The organism is Acinetobacter sp. YH12233 (assembly GCF_013417725.1).
Taxonomy (GTDB): domain Bacteria; phylum Pseudomonadota; class Gammaproteobacteria; order Pseudomonadales; family Moraxellaceae; genus Acinetobacter.
In genome coordinates this window covers 1-20,045 of record NZ_VPDK01000048.1, presented here as the reverse complement: position 1 = coordinate 20,045, position 20,045 = coordinate 1, and the positions used below count along the sequence as shown (strand labels likewise).

The 20,045-nt window shown below is 43.0% G+C and carries 19 protein-coding genes and 1 pseudogene; 10 read left to right on the top strand and 10 right to left on the bottom strand.

Annotated elements, in window-relative coordinates; translation table 11 throughout:
* Positions 1-245: 245 nt before the first annotated feature.
* Positions 246-1,274, bottom strand: a complete 1,029-nt coding sequence (locus tag FTV12_RS14855) for a lipase secretion chaperone (RefSeq protein ID WP_180034263.1) — start codon at positions 1,272-1,274, stop codon at positions 246-248.
* Positions 1,275-1,427: 153 nt separating this feature from the next.
* Here FTV12_RS14855 and truB point away from each other — a divergent pair, with 153 nt between their 5' ends.
* The 3 genes from truB (at position 1,428) to FTV12_RS14840 (ending at position 3,711) form a co-directional block, all read left to right on the top strand.
* Positions 1,428-2,333 (top strand): tRNA pseudouridine(55) synthase TruB, encoded by a 906-nt coding sequence (truB, locus tag FTV12_RS14850; protein WP_180034262.1) that lies wholly within the window; start codon positions 1,428-1,430, stop codon positions 2,331-2,333.
* Positions 2,334-2,348: 15 nt separating this feature from the next.
* On the top strand, positions 2,349-3,116 hold the full coding sequence (locus tag FTV12_RS14845; RefSeq protein WP_180034261.1) for a TSUP family transporter: 768 nt from the start codon (positions 2,349-2,351) through the stop codon (positions 3,114-3,116).
* Between the two features lie 127 nt (positions 3,117-3,243).
* The gene (locus FTV12_RS14840; protein ID WP_179992156.1) at positions 3,244-3,711 is read left to right on the top strand and encodes a hemerythrin domain-containing protein; all 468 of its coding nucleotides are present in this window, start codon (positions 3,244-3,246) and stop codon (positions 3,709-3,711) included.
* A 72-nt stretch (positions 3,712-3,783) separates the two neighbouring features.
* Here the strand turns inward: FTV12_RS14840 and FTV12_RS14835 are convergent, their stop codons facing one another.
* Positions 3,784-4,668 carry a DMT family transporter gene (locus FTV12_RS14835; protein WP_180016567.1) on the bottom strand — a complete coding sequence of 295 codons (885 nt, stop codon included), beginning with the start codon at positions 4,666-4,668 and terminating at the stop codon, positions 3,784-3,786.
* Positions 4,669-5,000: 332 nt separating this feature from the next.
* Here FTV12_RS14835 and FTV12_RS14830 point away from each other — a divergent pair, with 332 nt between their 5' ends.
* Positions 5,001-6,131: a hypothetical protein gene (locus FTV12_RS14830; RefSeq protein ID WP_104425665.1), complete on the top strand. Its 1,131-nt coding sequence runs from the start codon at positions 5,001-5,003 to the stop codon at positions 6,129-6,131.
* A gap of 45 nt (positions 6,132-6,176) precedes the next feature.
* On the opposite strand, the gene FTV12_RS14825 is transcribed toward FTV12_RS14830, so the two are convergent.
* Positions 6,177-7,043, bottom strand: a complete 867-nt coding sequence (locus FTV12_RS14825) for a DMT family transporter (RefSeq protein WP_179992153.1) — start codon at positions 7,041-7,043, stop codon at positions 6,177-6,179.
* 126 nt (positions 7,044-7,169) lie between these two features.
* Complete coding sequence (serA, locus tag FTV12_RS14820) at positions 7,170-8,402, bottom strand: phosphoglycerate dehydrogenase (protein WP_005233651.1); 1,233 nt, start codon at positions 8,400-8,402, stop codon at positions 7,170-7,172.
* A gap of 354 nt (positions 8,403-8,756) precedes the next feature.
* On the opposite strand from serA, the gene FTV12_RS14815 reads away from it, so the two are divergent.
* From FTV12_RS14815 to FTV12_RS14800, 4 genes are all read left to right on the top strand, one after another.
* Positions 8,757-10,166, top strand: coding sequence for an FAD-binding oxidoreductase (locus FTV12_RS14815; RefSeq protein WP_034704522.1), 1,410 nt, complete (start codon positions 8,757-8,759; stop codon positions 10,164-10,166).
* Positions 10,167-10,308: 142 nt separating this feature from the next.
* Positions 10,309-10,686, top strand: a complete 378-nt coding sequence (locus FTV12_RS14810) for a hypothetical protein (RefSeq protein ID WP_179992152.1) — start codon at positions 10,309-10,311, stop codon at positions 10,684-10,686.
* Between the two features lie 74 nt (positions 10,687-10,760).
* Positions 10,761-11,801: a hypothetical protein gene (locus FTV12_RS14805; RefSeq protein ID WP_125279695.1), complete on the top strand. Its 1,041-nt coding sequence runs from the start codon at positions 10,761-10,763 to the stop codon at positions 11,799-11,801.
* A 102-nt stretch (positions 11,802-11,903) separates the two neighbouring features.
* Positions 11,904-13,133 carry an MFS transporter gene (locus FTV12_RS14800; protein WP_104425669.1) on the top strand — a complete coding sequence of 410 codons (1,230 nt, stop codon included), beginning with the start codon at positions 11,904-11,906 and terminating at the stop codon, positions 13,131-13,133.
* A 181-nt stretch (positions 13,134-13,314) separates the two neighbouring features.
* On the opposite strand, the gene FTV12_RS14795 is transcribed toward FTV12_RS14800, so the two are convergent.
* The 5 genes from FTV12_RS14795 to FTV12_RS14775 form a co-directional block, all read right to left on the bottom strand.
* Positions 13,315-13,611 (bottom strand): DUF3817 domain-containing protein, encoded by a 297-nt coding sequence (locus FTV12_RS14795; RefSeq protein WP_004787034.1) that lies wholly within the window; start codon positions 13,609-13,611, stop codon positions 13,315-13,317.
* 127 nt (positions 13,612-13,738) lie between these two features.
* A complete protein-coding gene (gene yccS, locus FTV12_RS14790; protein WP_257220235.1) occupies positions 13,739-15,841 on the bottom strand; it encodes a YccS family putative transporter in 2,103 nt (700 codons plus the stop codon).
* A 205-nt stretch (positions 15,842-16,046) separates the two neighbouring features.
* On the bottom strand, positions 16,047-16,589 hold the full coding sequence (sodC, locus tag FTV12_RS14785; protein WP_180034259.1) for a superoxide dismutase family protein: 543 nt from the start codon (positions 16,587-16,589) through the stop codon (positions 16,047-16,049).
* 110 nt (positions 16,590-16,699) lie between these two features.
* Entirely contained in the window at positions 16,700-17,848 is a 1,149-nt protein-coding gene (locus FTV12_RS14780) for an AI-2E family transporter (RefSeq protein WP_179992146.1), read from the bottom strand.
* 132 nt (positions 17,849-17,980) lie between these two features.
* Positions 17,981-18,625, bottom strand: coding sequence for a ParA family protein (locus FTV12_RS14775; RefSeq protein WP_179992145.1), 645 nt, complete (start codon positions 18,623-18,625; stop codon positions 17,981-17,983).
* A gap of 123 nt (positions 18,626-18,748) precedes the next feature.
* Between FTV12_RS14775 and FTV12_RS14770 the strand changes: the two genes are divergently transcribed.
* Entirely contained in the window at positions 18,749-19,216 is a 468-nt protein-coding gene (locus FTV12_RS14770; protein WP_004787020.1) for a Holliday junction resolvase-like protein, read from the top strand.
* A 26-nt stretch (positions 19,217-19,242) separates the two neighbouring features.
* Entirely contained in the window at positions 19,243-19,827 is a 585-nt protein-coding gene (locus tag FTV12_RS14765; protein ID WP_180034258.1) for a hypothetical protein, read from the top strand.
* Here FTV12_RS14765 and FTV12_RS16595 read toward each other — a convergent pair.
* Positions 19,824-19,931 (bottom strand): annotated as a pseudogene (locus FTV12_RS16595) (SAM-dependent methyltransferase); the annotation flags it as partial. The gene FTV12_RS14765 and the pseudogene FTV12_RS16595 sit on opposite strands and share 4 nt — an antisense overlap.
* Between the last annotated feature and the right edge of the window lie 114 nt (positions 19,932-20,045).

The window sequence follows — 20,045 nt, the reverse complement described above, 5'->3', positions numbered from 1 at the left end:
CTCATGAAATACGGTATTCTGATGTGACAAAACCTGAATCCTGGTCGTTAAAGTGTTTGTTTGCACTCATATTTTAACTGTTAGGACTCAGGTTTTTTTATTTAAAGCAAACTATGGGACAGCAATGGGGTCAGCGTTACTGTTTTTATATAAGAGATGAGACAAAAAAAGGGAATAAGAGAAGATATTCGACGCCGTAGCAGTACTGTGTAGCTACGGCGTCAATGATCAATTTTAGCTGAAAATTAATTGGCAAAGGGTAGGGTCCCACCCTGATCATGTACCTGTTCAAATGTACCTACACGAAGCCGTTCTTCAGGGCGCTGGAAATGTTTCTGACGCAACTGATCAACTGCTTGCTGTTTGGCATTTTCACTCAGGCCACTTTTTAGGATGTTATCGCGCTCGCCCAAGTAACGCGTCACACTGGATTTCCAATTCGCACGTTCATCATCAAGTTTTTCCAGACGTTGGGTTGCTTCAGGACCGACCAGATTCAGGCGCATCTGACGGATTTCTTCCGCAGAACCACCCCGGGCTTTAATATCAGCGGTGAGTTTACGCAGATCTTCTAGTTTATTCAGCTGCTCCAGATTTTCTTGCCAATCCTGCGGTAACTGCGCAAACAGTTCTTTTAGCTTCTGGGCTTTTTCTGCTTCGCTCAGCTTTTTATCCGCCATGACTGCCATCCGGTCTAAGGTATATTCATGATAGGTATCTTCAGTGCCAAACAGTCCTTCAATTTCATAATCAGAGAAAAAGCGTTTACGCAGGTTCTGGGTGCTGGTATAGATACTGCGGTAGTAAGCTGGATCTTCTTGATCCAGACCTGCAGGTGGAGTCAGTTCTCCCAAACCTTGACGATACTGGATATAACGATCCCAAAGATCCAGAACTTGTGAGAGTGCAGGATCCTGATAATTTTGTTGAATATAGGCTTTAAAATCTCGCTGGATTTGTTCGAGGGTTTTTTCCCCATATTGGGTAATAAAATATTCAAAACAGTTACGGGTCTGTTCATTGACAATCAGGCGATTGCTGGCATCCATCTGCATCTGGCAATTAATTTCCGTATCCTGCTGGCTTGGACTCAGGAATATGTTATTTACGGGGCCATTGGCCAGTGCTGCTGCCTGCTGAGCACTGCTTTCATTGGTGGATTGCGGGCCTGAGACACGTGCCTGTGCTTCATCCCTGGGCGCAAGCCATAGAATCAGGGTAATCAAGCACAATACGATGAGCGCAATCACGATCCATAGTTTATATTTCTGCATATCCTATGCACCTTTATTTTAATTATCGGATTATTTTAAATTTTGCATTCGGCAGGATAGGAGATATTGCACCTTATATGCTGTAGAAAAGTTGTAAATAATTGGCTGGGGTTTTACCATTGCGCCAATTTATAAAATGTCTGACTTTTTGCCATGAAATCCTCATCTCCTAAAATTCAGCGTCGTCATATCAGCGGTGTATTTCTATTAAATAAGCCTCTAGGCATCAGCTCGAATGCTGCATTGCAAAAAGTACGCTGGTTATATCGTGCGCAAAAAGCTGGACATACTGGTGCACTAGATCCCTTGGCCTCCGGTCTTTTACCGATCTGTCTGGGTGAGGCGACCAAATTTTCGCATTATCTGCTGGATTCAACCAAGCGTTACCAGACCACAGTTTTTCTGGGACATAGCACCACCACAGGTGATGTCGAAGGAGAGATTCTGCTGGAAAAACCAGTCCCTGAACTGAATGAAGAGTTGATTCAGGAGACAATTGCCAAGTTTGTTGGTGAGATCCAGCAAGTGCCACCGATGTATTCGGCTCTGAAAAAAGAAGGTCGTCCGCTGTATGAGTTGGCACGTAAGGGTATTGAAATCGAACGTGAAGTACGTCCAATTACCATTTATGCAATTGAGCTTTTATCTTTTACTGAAAATAGCATTACGCTGGATGTAACTTGTTCCAAAGGCACTTATATCCGGGTACTCGGCGAAGATATTGCCAAAGCTCTCGGTACCTATGGTCATCTGACTTATCTGCACCGGATTCAAACCGGTCATTTTGATATTATCCCAAGCTATACCATTGAATATCTGGAAAGCTTGACTGAGGCAGAACGTGAAGCACTATTACTGCCAGCTTATGCACCGGTACAGTATTTCCCGCAGATTCAGGCACCGGAAGGCCGTGCAGAATATTTTAGCCGGGGTATGGAAAGTAATATCGACCATCCGGCAGAGCCACAGGTGCTGGTTTTTGATGGCGAGAAATGTTTAGGCCTGGCTGAAATCACGGATAAAAAACGTCTGGTACCTAAACGTGTTCTTAATCTCTAGGCGCGTTGAATAACAATGGACATCGAGATTATCCTCAGTCTGGTGCTTTTTGCCTTTATGGCAGGAGCGATTGACGCTGCCGTCGGTGGTGGCGGTCTGATCCAGATCCCGGCAATTATGAGCAGTCTGCCGCAGCTGCAACCTGCCACAGTATTTGGCACTAACAAGCTAGCCTCTATTTTTGGTACAGGCTCGGCAGCCTTTTCCTATCTTAGACAGGTCAAGCTGCCATGGGTTTTACTTGGTGTAATTGCGCTGTGCAGCTTTATTAGCTCATTTATTGGAGCAGCCAGTGTCACCTTGATTCCGGTGGATATTCTCAAGCCTTTTGTGCTGATCATGCTGATCGTGATTGCGTTTTATACCTTCATGAAAAAGCAATTCGGACGGGTACATGTCGAGCAAAAGCTGAATAAAAAGATGCTGATACTGGCAGCATTAGGTAGCCTGGCTATCGGTTTCTATGACGGAATTTTTGGCCCAGGCACGGGCAGTTTCTTTATCTTTTTCTTTATCCGTTATCTGAGCGTGGATTTCTTGCATGCCTCAGCTTTATCGAAAATTGCCAATTTCACTACTAATCTCGCGGCACTGAGTTTCTTTATTCCTACAGGTCATGTGCTATTTCTGGTGGGTGCCATGATGGCAGCTGCGAATATTTGCGGTTCGCTATTAGGAGTTAAACTGGCCTTTAAATATGGCAGCGGTTTTATCCGGATTCTGTTTCTGATCCTGGTCAGTTTGCTGATTTGCCGTATGGCTTATCAGATGTTTTTAGCCTAAAAATAGATGTAAACTATTCTCAATATTAAAGTTTTTTATACAAATTCGCCTTATAAATATTCCTGACCATTTGCCGGTTTCACTCTATGCTGGAGCAAAGGCATGACAAAAACAGGAGAAAAATTACATGACCACCATTTTTGAAGCATTAAGGGAAAGTCATGAAATCCAGCGTGATCTGGCAGAAAAATTACTGCAAACTTCGGGGGATTCGCCAGAACGTCGTGAGTTGTTCAAGCAGCTGAAGAATGAACTGTTTGCGCATGAAACCGCAGAAGACCGTTACTTTTATATTCCCTTGATGATGACAGATCCCGGCCTGAACATTACCCGTCACGCCTTGGCAGAACATCATGAAATGGATGAAATGATTGAGGAACTGACTGAAACTGAATTTAGTAGCCCAAGCTGGATTGCAATTGCCAAGAAACTGTCAGATAAGGTACATCATCATTTGAAAGAAGAAGAGCATGCTTTCTTCCAGCAGGCCGGAAAAATTCTGGGAGATGAACAAAAACAGGCTTTAGCGGATCAGTACAAAACTGAATATCAGCGTTATAAAGAAATGAAAAAAGACATGCTGGTTAAAAGCTAATATTTAAATTTATTTAAATTCAAATTTTCATGACAAAAAAAGATGGCCAGAGTGCCATCTTTTTTTATTTATTCAGCTTTCTATTTTCCGGGTTTTATATTGCTGTCGTGCTTCCCGCATGGTCACGCCAACTGAAGCCAGCATAATACAAACCAGTGCGACGGTTTGAAGTAGCGTAATTTTTTCACCCAGCAAAATAAAACCTACCAGTGCCGCCAGAGCTGGAGACAGACTGGAAAGCGTACCATAACTGGTTTTATTCAAGTGCTGAAGCGCTTTTAAATCCAGCGCATAAGGAATGGCTGTTGCCAGCACTGCGATGGTAATGGCCTTGCCCCAATATTGAGTATCAATCAAAGCAGAGGCGTTGTTATATAGTCCGATTGGTAGCAAACACAAGGCTGAAATACTGATGGCAATCGTCAGTGCATGCATGCCGATATTTTGCTGCACCACGCGTTGCCCAAAATAGATATACAGCGCCCAGCAGAGGCCGGCACCTAAGGCACAGGCTGCACCAAACAGGTCAAAGTTACTGCTATTGGCTTCCCCCCATGGCACCATCAGCACAATACCTAAAATTGCCAGTAATACCCAGACATAGTCCTTACGGTTCTGAATCGAAATTAAGGCCAAGCCTAGCGGGCCAATAAATTCCAGTCCGACCGCAATTCCTTGCGGGAGTTTACCCAGCGACATGTAGAACAGGATATTCATCACGCCTAGAGAAGCACTATAGCAGAGCAGATCCCGCCATTTCAGGAATTGTAAACGTCGGATAACTTTCCAGGAACGGAACATGATACAGACAATAATGGCGGCAAAGCAGAGTCTTAAAATAGTGACAGTGATCGGGTCAAGCACCAGGAAAAGTTGCTTGGCGAAGGATGCACTGATCTGGTATGAAGTCATGGAGAGAACCATGTACAATACAGCAAGAAGTTGGACGTTTGGCATGGGAGAAACTACTTATACCAGAAGGGTATAATCGAGATACAGAAGAAAGCGGAAGTATATCAAACTGGTTAATTTTTGATGAGTAGGGCAGAAGAATATTTTGTGAATACGAAGCAGATTTTGGATCAGTGGATTTAAATTTTTGATTTTATCCCCCACCGAAAAAATTAAATTCAACGTTAATTGTTGATGAGATTGTAGTTATAAATTAATCAATTTTTAATTTGATCTTAATTTTATATTTATTAAAATGGCTTAGACCTCATGATTTGGGTCAACTTTAAAATAACAATGAAAAATAAAACGATCAAAAAATAATAAGGTAGATAATAATGAAATTAAGATTACTCTCTTGTGCTGTCTTGAGCCTTATGCTGACTGCATGTGGTGGCTCTGATTCTGATAATAACGAGCCAGTCGCAGGCCAACCAACCCCAACCAATCCTGGAACCCCGGATAATGGTGATGGAACATCAGATACGATTTCTGAATTCTATACCTATCAGTTCAACCTGCCGAATATTGATGCTTCAGATATGGAGTCGGAAAAGCTTCTATTGGCCAGTCATAAAAATAAAATCACTGACGGCATCTTGTATGCAGATGATAACCGGACTGTTGATACTGAATATGATCTTGATGAAGATATGACCTTCCCAATTTATGTCACAGAAAAAGGCGTATTCCCTGCAGATCGTGCCCGTACAGCATTAGGTTATAAACTGGAAAAAGTACTGGAAAATACTTCTGAACAATTTACCAGTCGTCCCGTCACTATTCCGGAAAATAACATCAGCAATCATCGACACCTGGAGTGGTACGACCTGTCAGGTAAAGCCTTAACTGAACGTACCAATATTGCTGTCGTGAAGATGTATGACGATACCGAGACCAGAGTTTTCTTTAATACTGATACCACGGATGCTGAACGTAAATATTACAATCAATTTGCTACCAATTTTGTCGGTTTACAGAAGGCGCGTACTTTCCCGAACGGATCTAAATGTTTCCGTATTCTGGCGGAACATCCTGAGGAAGAATTTATTGAATTTGATCCGGATATCAAAACTGGCTATCGTACACTGGCTGAATGGCAGACAGGCGAGTCTGTTCAAGAGATGGCGAAAACCATTTTAGATGGCACGATGGCTAACCTGAAATTTAAAAAAGCCGAATATAAAGACGATGCGCAGCAATATTATAAATACTTTGGGGCGATCGAATATCAGGGTGAAATTTATTCCAGTACTTTCTCGGAACATGGAGAGCATATTGATCATGCCGATTATATTGCTCAAGCAAGAAAAGCTGCCTTGGACAATTTAAGGGAAGAGGGTGCAACTCCTCTAATGCTCAAATGGACAGATTACCTGTATGACCATCTTGCTTCGGCATGTGATGGCTATAATGTGACAGCAGCTACAACATTAAATACAGCTATTAAGGATGCAACGCCACGCTAAAATTAAATAGGTCATTTAAAAAAGGCGCTTGAGCGCCTTTTTTATTTAGTGCTTTCTTCTTTGTGTCATCACCGTACAGCCAATCGACGCACTGATAATGGTGGCCAGTGCCAGCCATTGTGTCCACAATAAAGTTTCGCCTAAGAATACAAAACCGGAGAGTGCTGCAACCGCAGGTTCCAGGCTCATTAGAGTGCCAAAACTCAATGCGGTTAAATTACGCAGTGCAATCATTTCCAAAGTAAAGGGTAAGGCACTGGCAAGTGCAGCCAAAATAACAAAATACATGAGGCTGCTTGGCTCAAACACATGAGCAGGCATTCCCGCAAATAGGGCAATCGGCATCAGCACCAGCATGCCGACGAACATGCCCAGACACACGGTATGATTCCCTGATACACCCGAAGGTTTTTGTCCGGCCACGATATACAGTGCCCAGCAGGAACCTGCACCTAAGGCAAACAGGATGCCCATCGGGTCAAGCGGTTGTGCAGCCTGATCAAAGGGAAACAACAGAACCAGCCCCAGAATGGCCAATCCTACCCAGATAAAATCAAATTTCTGCCGGGCATAAAACAGGGCAACACTTAAAGGGCCAATAAATTCAAAAGAGACTGCGATTCCAATCGGCAATCGATCAATTGCCAGATAAAACAGCATATTCATGCCAGCTAATGCCAAGCCATAGCTGATAATGGCTGGCCATCTGACCTGGCGGAAATTGATCTGCCAGACTTTAAAAATGAGCGCCAGAATCAATGCACCCAATAGCAGGCGCATGGCAGAAACGGTCAGGATCGGGAACTGGCCAAACAGATATTTGGCAAAGGAGCCGCTGCTCTGCATGCTAATCATCGCGATCAGCAGAATCAGCGGCGCTTGCACCATAGGTGCAATTTTAAGATTTGGCATGACTAAATTTGTTTCGATTTCTCGAAGAGCGGAAGAGCAGCATCAGCTGAGTAAGGCTTAAAAATAAAAACCTTTAAGCAATAAAAAAACCACAGCCCGAAGACTGTGGCTTTTTAAAAACCTGAATTAGAACAATACGCGAACGCGGATTGTACCTTCAAGGTTGTGTAGAGTATCGAGTGCTTCTTGAGATGCAGTTGCGTCTACATCCATCACCAGGTAACCCACATCGCCTTTGGTCATTAAAGTCTGACCAGAGATGTTGATGCCATGTTCAGCAAACAGGTTGTTGATCTTAGACAGCACACCCGGAATGTTTTTGTGGATGTGAAGCAGACGGTGTTTGCCTTCAGTTAATGGAAGCGCGATTTCTGGGAAGTTCACTGCAGAAAGCGTCATACCTTTATCTGAATAAGCTACAAATTTCTCAGCAACTTCCAGACCGATGTTCGCCTGAGCTTCCATGGTAGAACCGCCCACGTGTGGAGTCAGGATTACATTTGGAATGTTACGTAGTGGAGAAACAAATTCTTCGCCATTTGCTTTAGGCTCTTTCGGGAATACGTCAACCGCAGCACCCGCAAGGTGGCCAGATTTCAACGCTTCAGCCAGATCTTCGATCACAACACATGTACCACGTGCCGCATTGATGAAGATTGAGCCTTCTTTCATTTGCGCGAATTGTTCTTTGGTCATGAAGTTACGTGTAGACGGAACATCAGGAACGTGAATAGAAACAACATCAGCATTTGCAAGAAGTTCGCCCATTGTGCCGACCTGACGTGCATTACCCAGTGGTAATTTAGTCACTGTGTCGAAATAGATCACTTTCATACCCAGGCTTTCAGCAAGGACAGAAAGTTGTGAACCAATTGAACCGTAACCAACGATACCTAAAGTCTTACCACGAGTTTCGAACGAACCTACAGCAGATTTGTTCCAGCCGCCTGCATGTGTATCTGTAGATTTTTCAGGTACACGGCGAAGCAGAAGAATCGCTTCAGCAAGTACAAGTTCAGCAACCGAACGTGTATTTGAATACGGTGCGTTGAATACCGGAATACCGCGACGCATTGCTGCATCCAGGTTCACCTGGTTAGTACCGATACAGAAACAACCTACCGCGATCAGTTTGTTCGCAGCTTCAAACACTTCTTCAGTGAGCTGAGTACGGGAACGGATACCAATGAAGTGTGCATCTTTAATCGCTTCTTTCAGTGCTTCACCCTCAAGCGCTGTTTTGCGATAGTCGATATTGGTATATCCAGCTGCATTCAATGTGTCGATTGCGTTCTGGTGAACGCCTTCTAACAATAGAAAACGGATTTTATCTTTAGGTAGAGATAGATGTTGGCTCATTACGGCTCCGCTACAAAGGCCAAATTTAGTCGCCGTATAATAGCACAGGAATGGGGCGGTTATACATTTCCTTGATGACTACAATATCAGCTATTTTTGCAAGTGATAGTAGTGAAAATGATAGAACTGGTTGAATTAAACTATCATTTTCAAAGGTATATTGTCAAAATTGTCATTTTTTAAGGGAAAGCCCTAAAAATAGCTTATAATATTGCGCCATGCTGTTTAAGCTGCCAGTTTTGGTGCTTTAATCATCATGTTTCGCCTGCTTTGTATACAGGTTTTAATGCCTGAAAAATATACAAATAAACTGGCGAGGTCTCTCTTGTTTAATTCATGCTAGGTCTGCAAACGATGAATGCTCCAGTCGCTTTAACCCCAGAGTTATTGACCCAATTGACTGCAATTGTGGGTGAAAACCGTATTAAAACTGATGCGGACAGCCTCCAGAATTGGGGTCGTGATCATACCAAACACTTTGATCCAAACCCATCGGTCATCGTTTTCCCATCTTCGACTGAACAGGTTCAAGCAATTGTGAAGCTTGCCAATCAGTTCAATGTTGCAGTGACTCCATCAGGTGGTCGTACTGGTCTTTCTGCAGGTGCTGTCGCTGCGAATGGCGAGATTGTGGTAAGCATGGACAAGATGAACCAGATTCTGGAATTCTTCCCGGCAGACCGTATGGTGCGCGTACAGGCAGGTGTGGTGACTGAACAGCTGCAAAACTATGCTGAAGAGCAGGGCATGTACTATCCGGTTGATTTTGCCTCTTCTGGTTCAAGCCAGATCGGCGGGAACATCGGCACCAATGCCGGCGGGATTAAAGTGATCAAATACGGCATGACCCGTAACTGGGTGCTTGGCCTGACTGTGGTGACTGGTAAAGGTGATGTACTGCGTCTAAACAAAGGCATGATTAAGAACGCAACGGGTTATGCACTACAACACCTGTTCATCGGTGGTGAAGGTACTTTAGGTTTAGTCACTGAAGCAGAAATCAAGCTGGAACGTCAGCCACAAGACCTGCAAGTGCTGGTACTGGGTGTACCTGATTTTGATGCGATCATGCCAGTATTACATGCCTTCCAGGCAAAAATCGACCTGACTGCATTTGAGTTCTTCGGTGAGCTGGCGATGCAAAAAGTATTGGCCAATGGTCACGTACAGCGTCCATTTGAAACTGAATGTCCCTTCTATGTATTGCTTGAGTTTGAAGCGCCGTTTGAGCCGATTATGGACAAGGCGATGGAAATCTTCGAGCACTGTATGGAACAGGGTTGGGTGCTGGATGGCGTGATGAGCCAAAGTCTTGAGCAAGTACACAGCTTATGGCGTCTGCGTGAAGACATTTCTGAGTCGATTGCTCCATTTATTCCATACAAAAATGACATCTCTGTACTGATCACTCACGTACCGGCATTCATTAAAGAAATCGATGCGATCGTGAATGAAAACTACCCAGATTTCGAAATCTGCTGGTTCGGTCATATCGGTGACGGTAACCTGCACTTGAATATCCTGAAACCGGCTGACCTGACCAAAGATGAATTCTTTGCGAAATGCCAAGTCGTGAACAAGTACGTATTTGATACTGTGAAAAAATATGACGGTTCAATTTCTGCGGAACATGGTGTGGGTATGACCAAGAAACCTTATCTTGAATACACCCGTTCAGCTGAAGAAATCGAATACATGAAAGCCTTGAAAAAAGTGTTCGATCCAAATGGCATCATGAACCCAGGCAAACTATTCGATCTTTAATCAGAATAGATTTACAAAAGCGCATCGAAAGGTGCGCTTTTTTTATTGCTCTGTAACTGGACTTACAGAGTCTAAATAGCGTTAAGCTGAAAAGCCCGGCATGATAATTTCTGCATAATAAAGATAATCTGGGTTAAACAATATGTTACGGTTATTGGCGGTTACAATTTTAGGTCTGGGTGTGATGACATCAGGTTGTACAACTACCCAGAAAGTGATTGCAAAAGTGCAGTCTTCTTCAGATACACCTTTGGATCAGGTGCTTAAAATGAGGCCTGACCTGCGTGAAGAACTGGCAACAGTCGAGATTCGTCAGTTCTTTAATCGTGTTGAGTCACCGACAGTTGGACAGGTGAAAGTAACTGAAACAGGTCTGATGGATGATTCGGTGAGATCGATTCAGACCATTTATCATTTTAGGAAAGAAGATAAAAACTGGAAAATGCACAATACGGAAAAGCTCTATCAGTGTGTACGAGGTTCAAATACCAAAACTTTCCAGAAAGCAGCATGTCCATAATAATGTTTGATCTTTAAACAAAACTTCGTTAAAAGCGTATCTTCAGGATGCGCTTTTTTGCTTTTTGGGGCGATATGAAAAACGATATTAATATAGAAACTGTGCTTAGTAATATAAGTTATGAACTACAAAAATTATTTGATTCTGCCCCATACAATACTTTTGATTACTTAGATTTAGTACAGCTTCTTATTCTCTATAGATTTGAGGAGTTTTCTAAACGGCTAGAACAGCATACCGATTTATTAGAGTCTTTACTAACTAGATTAAAATACGCGAATCCTCATTTCAATTTAGATGAAGTCTTTGAAGCAGAAAGAACTGCAAGAAAAGTATTAGGGGTATTTGATAGCCAGTATAAATTCGCTGATACTGATGAATTAGATTTCCCTTTAAATATAGATAAAGATAATTTAGAAAGAAGCTATAGAAAAATAAACAGACAACTATTTGATATACATAAAGAACAATTAAGAATTTCTTTTAATAATGAAGATGTTTTGAAATTACAGAGTGAAGCTAATCAATTAGTTGAAGAGTTAAGAGTAAAGAAGTATTTATTAAATCAGGATATAGACGATAAAAATAATAGCTTAATTAAAAAATTATATGATGAAATTCATGAGGAAGAAGTTTCGATAGCAAACAAATATAGAAATTGGGCTTTAGGTATTTTTGCAATTATTGGAACAATATTGATATTGGGTTTTCTTAACATCTCTATCCAAAATTGGAATCATTTAAGAGATAGTACCTATATTCATATTCCACTTGGTTGGGAAAGTCTAATCAAAACATTGATGCTTTTTAGCTTAACTACACCTGCTTGGTACTTAGCTCGTGAATCTTCTAAACATCGTAAAGTGGCATATAAAGCCAGAATGTTGGGAACTGAACTCGCTTCTTTCCCACTTTATGCCCGTGAATTTAAAGATGAGGATCGTTTAGAACTTCGGAAACATTTAGCAGATCGTTTCTTTGGACAGGAACTTTATAACGATTCGAAAGCTGATTCAAATTCTGATAATTCGTTGGAACAAGTCAAATTACTGACAGAGGCAAATAAAGTTTTAGCTGAATCTTTTAAAATGAAGAAATCGGTTGAGAACAGTTAAAGTTCAAAATACTTTAAATCCGATCTCTGCTAAAATTATTCTTCTCTATTTTAGATAAAGTTCGGTCTGCTATTAATGGGCAGACTGGCAATAACAACTCCCATGCAAAACGCCCAAACCCACAAACTGACCCGTGCCACACTGATGTTTCCTCTGGCACTGGTGCTGTTTGAATTCTCCGTCTATATCTGTAATGACCTGATCCAGCCGGCCATGTTGGCCATTACCCGTGATTTTGGCGTAAGCAGTTCCTGGGCACCATCTTCTATGTCCTTTTTCCTGTTAGGTGGGGCATTTGTTGCCGCAATTTTAGGACCCTTATCAGACCGATTAGGCCGTAAAAAAGTCCTGCTCGGTGGCGTAGCTTTTTTTGTAATCTGCTGTCTGGCGATTTTACTCACACCGAATATTCAAAGCTTTCTGTTCCTGCGCTTTTTACAAGGTTTTGGCTTGTCCTTTATTGCTGCTGTGGGTTATGCCGCGATTCAGGAAAGTTTTGAAGAACGCGATGCCATTAAAGTCATGGCACTTATGGCCAATGTCTCCTTGCTGGCACCACTTTTAGGGCCAGTAGTCGGTGCCTTTATGATTGACCATGTCTCATGGCACTGGGGTTTTATCGGCATTGCCTGTCTGGCATTTCTGAGCTGGTTTGGACTAAAAGCGAAGATGCCGAATCCGAATATCAGTATTCCCAAACAGCCACTCAGCTATATTATCGATGACTTTAAACAGGTCCTGAAAAATAAGCGTTTTGTGATTATGACCATGGCATTGCCACTGGTGAGCTTGCCATTGATGTTATGGATTGCCTTATCTCCCGTGATTCTGGTTGAAGAACTAGGCTTGAGCAGCATGCAATATGGCCTGGCTCAGTTTCCGGTATTGGGTGGCCTGATTCTGGGCAATATCATTCTGCTAAAAATTATCGACAAGATGCCGCTCGGTAAAACAGTGATGCTGGGTGTGCCATTGATGTTGTTTGGAACCATTTTGCTTTTAGTGGGAATGCTGATTTCGGATTATTTTCTGCATTGCCTGATTATCGGTACGACTTGTATCAGTCTGGGAGAGGGGATCAGCTTTTCGGTATTGTACCGTTTTGCCCTAATGTCTTCTGAAGTGTCTAAAGGCACGGTTGCGGCAACAGTATCCATCTTGATGATGCTGAGTTTCTTTATCGTGATTGAAGTGGTCAGAATTGCTTATGAAGCTTTTGATCTTTGGGCTTATTGCGGTGCCTCGTTTATTTTAATTGCGCTGTGGTTTAGCTTGCCACGTATGCAGCTGAAACAGGTGATGTTGGAAAGAAAAGGGCGAGGGGAGTTTTAAAAGAATTCCTTTCTCTTAAATATTTAATCGAATGAAGCTATTTACTTTATTTGCCTCAAATAAAAGTATTGAATGTTCTCTCTCCCTATGGGAGAGAGAGGGAAATATTAATAAAATAACCTTACCTTTGCGCAGCAGTGCTACTTGTATCTTGATTGATATAGTGATTAGAATCCAAAAGTTAAGCTTCAGCCGGCTGCTCCAACTTCTTTAATTTCATATCAAAGATAAATGGTCCAAACGGCAGAATCGACGCGATCAAGCCCAGAATAAACATACTCAGAGACCATTTCTGTTTTTCGCAGACCGCAAATAACACCACAAGAAAAAGCACGAAAAGAACGCCGTGACCCATGCCGATATATTTTACCAGAATCGGGTTATCCATCATGTACTTGACCGGCATGGCAATAAATAACAGCAGCAGAAATGAAATACCTTCAAGCAATCCAACCAGACGCAAAGTTTTAATATTCACGCGCGCTCACTCTTCTATGTTCTATTCAATCAGGCTTGAGTGTACCCAATCTACCAATTTAAGCAAAATGAAATTTATAGGATAAAATTAATTATTTTAAATACTTATATCCTAGTGCTCCGCTTGGTTATTTGATTTCAACAGCTAGTAATTGCTGTCTTAGAGACAATAATTCAGGCAAGGTTTCCAGTAACAGACTGATCTGTTTAAGCACCAGCAGCAGGTGGGTAGAAATATGTTCCTGCTGACTCAGTTGCCGGATTTCTGCCAATTGGCCTTGAATGTCCTGCTGCGGTACATTTTCAGGATTTGATAGGGCAGAGGTTAAAGTCTGCTGGCAGGCAGAGAGCAGTTGCAGAATTTGCGGATCAGATACCTGTTCACGATGGCTACCCAATGCGGAAATATAACTGAGCTGACTGTGACTATAAACTAGATAACGAAAGGCATTGCGAATCAGCACCGGATCTGGATTTGGTTCGGTACTCAGACTGGAAATCATATTGGAAAGGTCAATCTGGGCATTGTGGGCCAAACGACGTGCTGTCCGATAAGCAATGCTGTTATTTTTGCCATGCTGATATTGCTCCAGAATAGCCAGTAAATAGTTCAGCGTCGCTTGGGAAGATTTTTTGATGTTGCTGGAAATATTACGGAAATTCCAGTCTGGCCAGATGCAGCTGACCGCCAGCCAGGCGATCAGACAGCCAATCAGGGTATCGATAATTCTCGGCAGAATGACTGCATAGCCAGCGCCTTTCAGATTAAAAATCAGCAGTACCACCAAGGTTGCCATCAATGTGGCCATAGCATATTTCTTGGAGCGCAAATAGAAAAAACCGACACCGAAAATAACTGTGAGCAGCAATTGGCCTTCAATACTCGGCACAAAATACAGGATCGGAATTCCCAGGATGACGCCGAGCAATGTACCTAAAGTCCGCAGTTTTAAACGGCTTTTGGTAGCGAAATAACTGATCTGGCAGACAAACAGACTGGTCAGCAATATCCAGTAGCCATTTTTGGCAAAGGGTAATAGGGAAATGGCATAGCCAACCAGAAAGACCAAAGCGATCCGCACCGCATGGCGAAACAGCGCTGATTGTGGTCTCAAATGGGGTTTTAATTTCAGCCAGAAATCTGCGGGTCCACGCAGGTCATCATCAAACAGGCTGGAATCATCAAAATGCTTTGGATAATCTGGACGGTAAATGACTTGTCCATCCTGCAAATGTTGCAGCTGTTCATACACACTCAGCAGATTGCTCAGAATGAGCTGTAAGTTTTTCACTTCAATATTCTGGGGGTGCTGCGCAATCCAGTCCTGCATGGAAGCTTCTAATGCTTTGAGTGCCAGTTGATGCTGTTCAGGAAGCTGATAAGTTTCATTACGCAATACGCAAGCAGCCAACTGCTGGCAGGCAAGCGCCTGCAAGTGAATATTTTTCTGAATCCGAAAGATCAGATCGGTACGGCTAAAATGCTGATGAATCTGCTCATAATGCAGATAGTTGGCAGTCGCCTGTTCATGGATATCCTGGGTCAGAAAATAAAGATTCAGCCAGTAAATAGTTTTATGATTTGGGCGCGAGGCTTTGAGTCGGGTCAGTAAAGAATCTTTGGTGCGGTTAAAGCTTTCAATGACTTGGGTATTTTTTAATGAAAGTTCATAAAGCAGCGGTTCGACATTATTCTGATTATCGGGATCAAATAATTTGGCTTTGGTCGATAGCAGTTCGGCCATCTGTTGTAGGTTGATGGACAGATTTTCCTGAACCTGTAAAGTTGGACGAATCAGATAAAATAGGATAGAAGTCAGGCCATACCACAGTACACCAACTACAAAATACAGCGGCTGTTCGTACCAGTGCGCATATTCTCCCAAGCCAAACATGGTGTAAATGGACAGCAATACAGTGCCAAATGAAATGGTGGCATAACGCTGTCCCAAAGCCCCCATTAAGATAAATACGGCACTAGAAAGTGATAGCCAGAGTGCAAACCAGACTTTATAGGAGTGCAGAAATTCCAGCATGCTACTGACTGCAAAAAACAGCAGCATGACCAGCCCCAGATTGCGCAGCCTTAAACTTAAACGGTCATCAAAATCGGTCAGGGCAGTAGCAATTGCCCCTAAAGTAACCGGAACAATCAAAGTCTCATAGCCGAGAAGTTTTAGACCAAAAGTCGTTCCTGAAAGCACAATAAACATCTGCAAACAGTAAGTCATCAAGGCACTGGACTGAAAAGGCAACAGGGCTTTTTTAAGTATGTGCTGAAGAGGATGCAATATGGAATCTGAGCTATTCACAAGAATATGATCCGTGGTATTTGACTGCCGGTTTTGAATGCAATTTAAGCGCCAATTTCAAAAGAAATATCTACTAAAAAACGGGCAAGAAGCCCGTTTTTGAATGCTAATAATCTGTAATAAATCAGATTACGCCACATGCAATACGTTCACCGCCACCGCCTAATGGCTGCGGTTCATCTGAATAGTTATCACCGCCTGCATGGACCATGATGGCACGACCCTGAACATCTGCCAGTTTCAGGCGTGGCGCAAGCAGAGTCACACGTGCTGTACCATCAGTGTTTACTTTAAGGGCTGGTAAGTCACCCAGATGACCCGTCATGGGTGTGCCATGATGAGGTGCCTGATTCGGGTTGTAGTGACTGCCGGCAGCAAGTGCAGCACCTGGTTTGCCATCTTTTTCACCCGGTGCACATGAACCATTTTCATGAATATGGAAGCCACGCTCACCCGCAGGAAGCTGTTTCAGGTTAGTACGAATCACCAGGCCCGCAGGGCTGTCACTCAATAATACGGTACCAATCGATTCACCGACGCCCTGTGCAGAGACAGCATTCAGGGTCACGGTTTTAACATTTTCAGTCGAAGTGGAGGTTGAAGCGCAACCGGTAAAAAGTGTGGCACTGACTGCGCACAAAGCTGTAAGTTTAAACAATGAAGACATAATTATCACACCTTGATCTTTATTCTGTTTTTCGGAATCTATTGAAACAGAGCAAGACCAAAAGCACTATAGAAAATCAGTACTTAAATGTTTTAATTTGTTTAAGCCAGTTAGTCTTGTGATTTCGGTGTCTTGTTGCGGCGCAGACGGAATTTTTTCTTCGGTTCAACCTCATGCGCCATAGTGGCTTTAGGCATCATCAAAAGTTCATTCAAGTTGCTTTCATGCAGCCATTCACGCCAGATGGCCAGTAGTACGGCCAGAATCACCGGTCCAATAAAGACACCGACCAGACCGAAACTGGCAATGCCACCTAAGACACCAAACATGATCAGCAGGAATGGAATTTGTGTTGCACCTGAAATGACCAGTGGACGAATCACATTATCTGCCGTACTCACAATACAGACACCCCAGATCATGACCCCTACGGCTTCAATGGTTTGACCTTGCGAGAACAGCCATAGCGAAACTGCACCATAAGCAACAGGAGGGCCAAAAGGAATTAAAGCAAAGATAAAGGTGATAATGGTCAGTACCATTGGGTTCGGTACGCCAGCCACAAAGTAGCTGATACCTGCCAGTAAAGACTGGGCAATCGCCGTTAAACCTACGCCATAGACCACCGCACGTGTAGTATCCGAAATTGTAGCCAGATAATGATGAATACGTGGACCGACTACCATTTCAAAGGCTTTACGCACCTGATTCAGAATGGTATGGCCATCACGATAAAAGAAGAATAACGACAGCACGGCAAAACACAGCTTGAAGACATTTTTACTGATTTCATTCAGCACAACTTTACCGTAATTCAGATGACCCTGAATCCAGACTGAAATGGTTTGTGCAATGCTATTTGGATCGGCATTAATCTCATTCAGGGTGCGGGTAATTTCCTTACCTACAAGTGGCAGGCCGCGAATAAAATCTGGAACGCTGAGATGACCTGAGAATACCTGTTTCTGCAATTCAAAATACAGGTTCCGGCCTTCGTGTTGCAGCATAAAAATGGCAAAGATAAAAGGCAAACCAAATACCAGAATCACACCCAGAATCATAATGGTCGCACTCAGTGTCGGCCGATTGCCACTCATTCTTAAGATCGACTGATACAGCGGCCAGGTCATGTACGCAATAATGGCTGCCCAAACTACAGGAATGATGAAATACTTGAGTATGTGAAAACTCAAAAAAATCAGAATGAAAAATAGTCCAAATAATAAGACTTTTTGTAGTGTAGGCGCGTACTGTTGCACTGAATTTAGAAGCTCATTTTTTTAGGTCGTGTCAGGCATATTAACTGAAAAAAAAGCGATCGAAAACGATAGTGCGGGAAGTAGTACGATTATTTTCCTTAGAATAAAAAGAAGAGGCTAAAAATAACAGAACTAGAACCATTGGCTTGGATCGTCAATAATGGCATTCAATAAAGGTTGCCATTGATCCTGTAATTCACGGTACATCTTCTGCTGTTTATCAAAAATAGACAGGCCTTGCATGGCCAGTCGGCTATAGGGTGCACGTTCAGAAATCCAGGTAACCGGTTGCTGATCAATTTTATTAAAGAATTGCTGAATGTCCTGATTACTGGCTGCATTAGGTTTGGTGCGGTTAGCGAGGAGCAGAATTTCAACCTTGCCTTTACGGATACGTTTAATATCCTGCAAATGTTTGAGAAAACGGCGCGTAGAATCAATATCAAAAAAAGAAGGCTGCAGCGGGATAATGATGGCATCCGCTTCACTAATTAGCTGTTCGGCATGATCTTCAGTCAGCGCTCCGGGTGCATCGATAATCAGATATTCCAGATTTTTAGGCGCATCCCCAATCGATTTGGCATTTCGCCAGTCCAGACTCTGAATCGGTGCGGCATCTTTTGGGCGATGTTTCAACCATTGCAAGGTCGATTTCTGGCTGTCCGCATCGGCCAGAGCAACTTTATAACCCTTTTGTGCCAGGGCAGCTGTCAGGCTAATCGCAGTAATGGTTTTACCACAGCCACCTTTCTGATTTGCAATTAAAATAGTTTTCATGACCCGGGATGATTTAATTCTGCTCCCGCCTAGCATATCATTCTTTGCAGGCTTACTGGATGGCAGACCTTTTCAACTTCAGTCGAAGGTAGGCAGCAAAATAAAGCAGATTAGGAAGATTGAATGTCCATTGGAATGGCTATGCTGATTGGTGCCTGTATTGGAGTGGTTTTAACTACCCTGATTCTGGGCCAGACGCGAAATGGTCGAATTAAAGCAGAATATGAACAATATATTGCCGAGCTGGAGCTGGAACATCAGCAAGCTTTAGTCGCTGCACAAAAACGCAGTGTAAATACCAGTCGCGCGGTACTCAAAGGCAAAATGGCCGAGCAGTTGGCACCGATCATGCCAGAGTTTCAATATCTACCTAGTGATGCCAAATTTTTAGGCGATCCGGTGGATTATGTAGTCTTTGATGGTTATACCGATTTTCGTGATGGTGAAGGACTGGCAGAAGATATTGAAGTGGTTTTGATTGATATTAAAAGTGGTGGTGCACGTCTGACCAAAGGCCAGATGGCAATTGCTCAAGCCATTCAGGAAGGGCGGGTACGTTTTGAGACCATCCGGATTGATTTTGAAGACTGAAGGACAGCAAGCTTCAACGCTACACTATGGATAAACTGATTATTGCCGCAGCACTGTTTGCGCTTGGACTATGGATCTGGTCGGAATACTTTCGGGCGATCCCGAATCTGGAGCAGGCCGGGGTACTCAAAAATTTTCAGGTAGAATCGATTGAGCCGCATCAGGCTGAATATCGCGTACTGGCTAAACAGTATTATGGGCCTGAGCGCCGTACCATTCATCCAGCCAGTCCGGTGGTGGGAAGTTTTAATGATCTGGCCTATGTCAGTAATATTGATCTGTTACTGGCAGTACCGGAAGTATCCAGTGCTGTATTTAAACCATTCAAGCTTGAGCAGGACAGGCGTTGTTTTAATATGACCGCTACAGACGCACAAGCCAATCCTGCGAACATTCAACCTCATTTGCTGAACCTGAGTGTGATTGCCGCCAGCGAAGCTGTTGCCAATAAGGTTCGCCGTTTAAAAGCAGATCAGCGGATCTGGCTGCAAGGGGAATGGGTACAGGTCAAATTAGCGACCAGCCAGCAAGAATTTCAGGTTGGAAAAAGCAATCCAAAATCAGCCCAATGCCGCCTGTTTAGAATAACTGATTTAAAAGTGCTGGATTAAAGCGGTTTATGCGCTCTAGCTAACAGCATACGCTGGCCAATCTTTGGAATACCTTCGGCATCGATATAATGAACTTCATCCAGTTCAAACCCAGGGCAGAGTAAAACTTGAAGTGCGACATAAACCACCTAATTAATTTAAAGGGTTTATGGAGTATATAAAATTGTCATACCATCATCTTAACTTTGAAGATCGTACTGCATTAATGCTTGAGTCAA

Excerpts from the sequence above, each read along its gene's own strand:
- FTV12_RS14855 (WP_180034263.1), bottom strand. The coding sequence starts at position 1,274 with ATGCAGAAATATAAACTATGGATCGTGATTGCGCTCATCGTATTGTGC.
- truB (WP_180034262.1), top strand. The coding sequence starts at position 1,428 with ATGAAATCCTCATCTCCTAAAATTCAGCGTCGTCATATCAGCGGTGTA.
- FTV12_RS14845 (WP_180034261.1), top strand. The coding sequence starts at position 2,349 with ATGGACATCGAGATTATCCTCAGTCTGGTGCTTTTTGCCTTTATGGCA.
- FTV12_RS14840 (WP_179992156.1), top strand. The coding sequence starts at position 3,244 with ATGACCACCATTTTTGAAGCATTAAGGGAAAGTCATGAAATCCAGCGT.
- FTV12_RS14835 (WP_180016567.1), bottom strand. The coding sequence starts at position 4,668 with ATGCCAAACGTCCAACTTCTTGCTGTATTGTACATGGTTCTCTCCATG.
- FTV12_RS14830 (WP_104425665.1), top strand. The coding sequence starts at position 5,001 with ATGAAATTAAGATTACTCTCTTGTGCTGTCTTGAGCCTTATGCTGACT.
- FTV12_RS14825 (WP_179992153.1), bottom strand. The coding sequence starts at position 7,043 with ATGCCAAATCTTAAAATTGCACCTATGGTGCAAGCGCCGCTGATTCTG.
- serA (WP_005233651.1), bottom strand. The coding sequence starts at position 8,402 with ATGAGCCAACATCTATCTCTACCTAAAGATAAAATCCGTTTTCTATTG.
- FTV12_RS14815 (WP_034704522.1), top strand. The coding sequence starts at position 8,757 with ATGAATGCTCCAGTCGCTTTAACCCCAGAGTTATTGACCCAATTGACT.
- FTV12_RS14810 (WP_179992152.1), top strand. The coding sequence starts at position 10,309 with ATGTTACGGTTATTGGCGGTTACAATTTTAGGTCTGGGTGTGATGACA.
- FTV12_RS14805 (WP_125279695.1), top strand. The coding sequence starts at position 10,761 with ATGAAAAACGATATTAATATAGAAACTGTGCTTAGTAATATAAGTTAT.
- FTV12_RS14800 (WP_104425669.1), top strand. The coding sequence starts at position 11,904 with ATGCAAAACGCCCAAACCCACAAACTGACCCGTGCCACACTGATGTTT.
- yccS (WP_257220235.1), bottom strand. The coding sequence starts at position 15,841 with ATGACTTACTGTTTGCAGATGTTTATTGTGCTTTCAGGAACGACTTTT.
- sodC (WP_180034259.1), bottom strand. The coding sequence starts at position 16,589 with ATGTCTTCATTGTTTAAACTTACAGCTTTGTGCGCAGTCAGTGCCACA.
- FTV12_RS14775 (WP_179992145.1), bottom strand. The coding sequence starts at position 18,625 with ATGAAAACTATTTTAATTGCAAATCAGAAAGGTGGCTGTGGTAAAACC.
- FTV12_RS14770 (WP_004787020.1), top strand. The coding sequence starts at position 18,749 with ATGTCCATTGGAATGGCTATGCTGATTGGTGCCTGTATTGGAGTGGTT.
- FTV12_RS14765 (WP_180034258.1), top strand. The coding sequence starts at position 19,243 with ATGGATAAACTGATTATTGCCGCAGCACTGTTTGCGCTTGGACTATGG.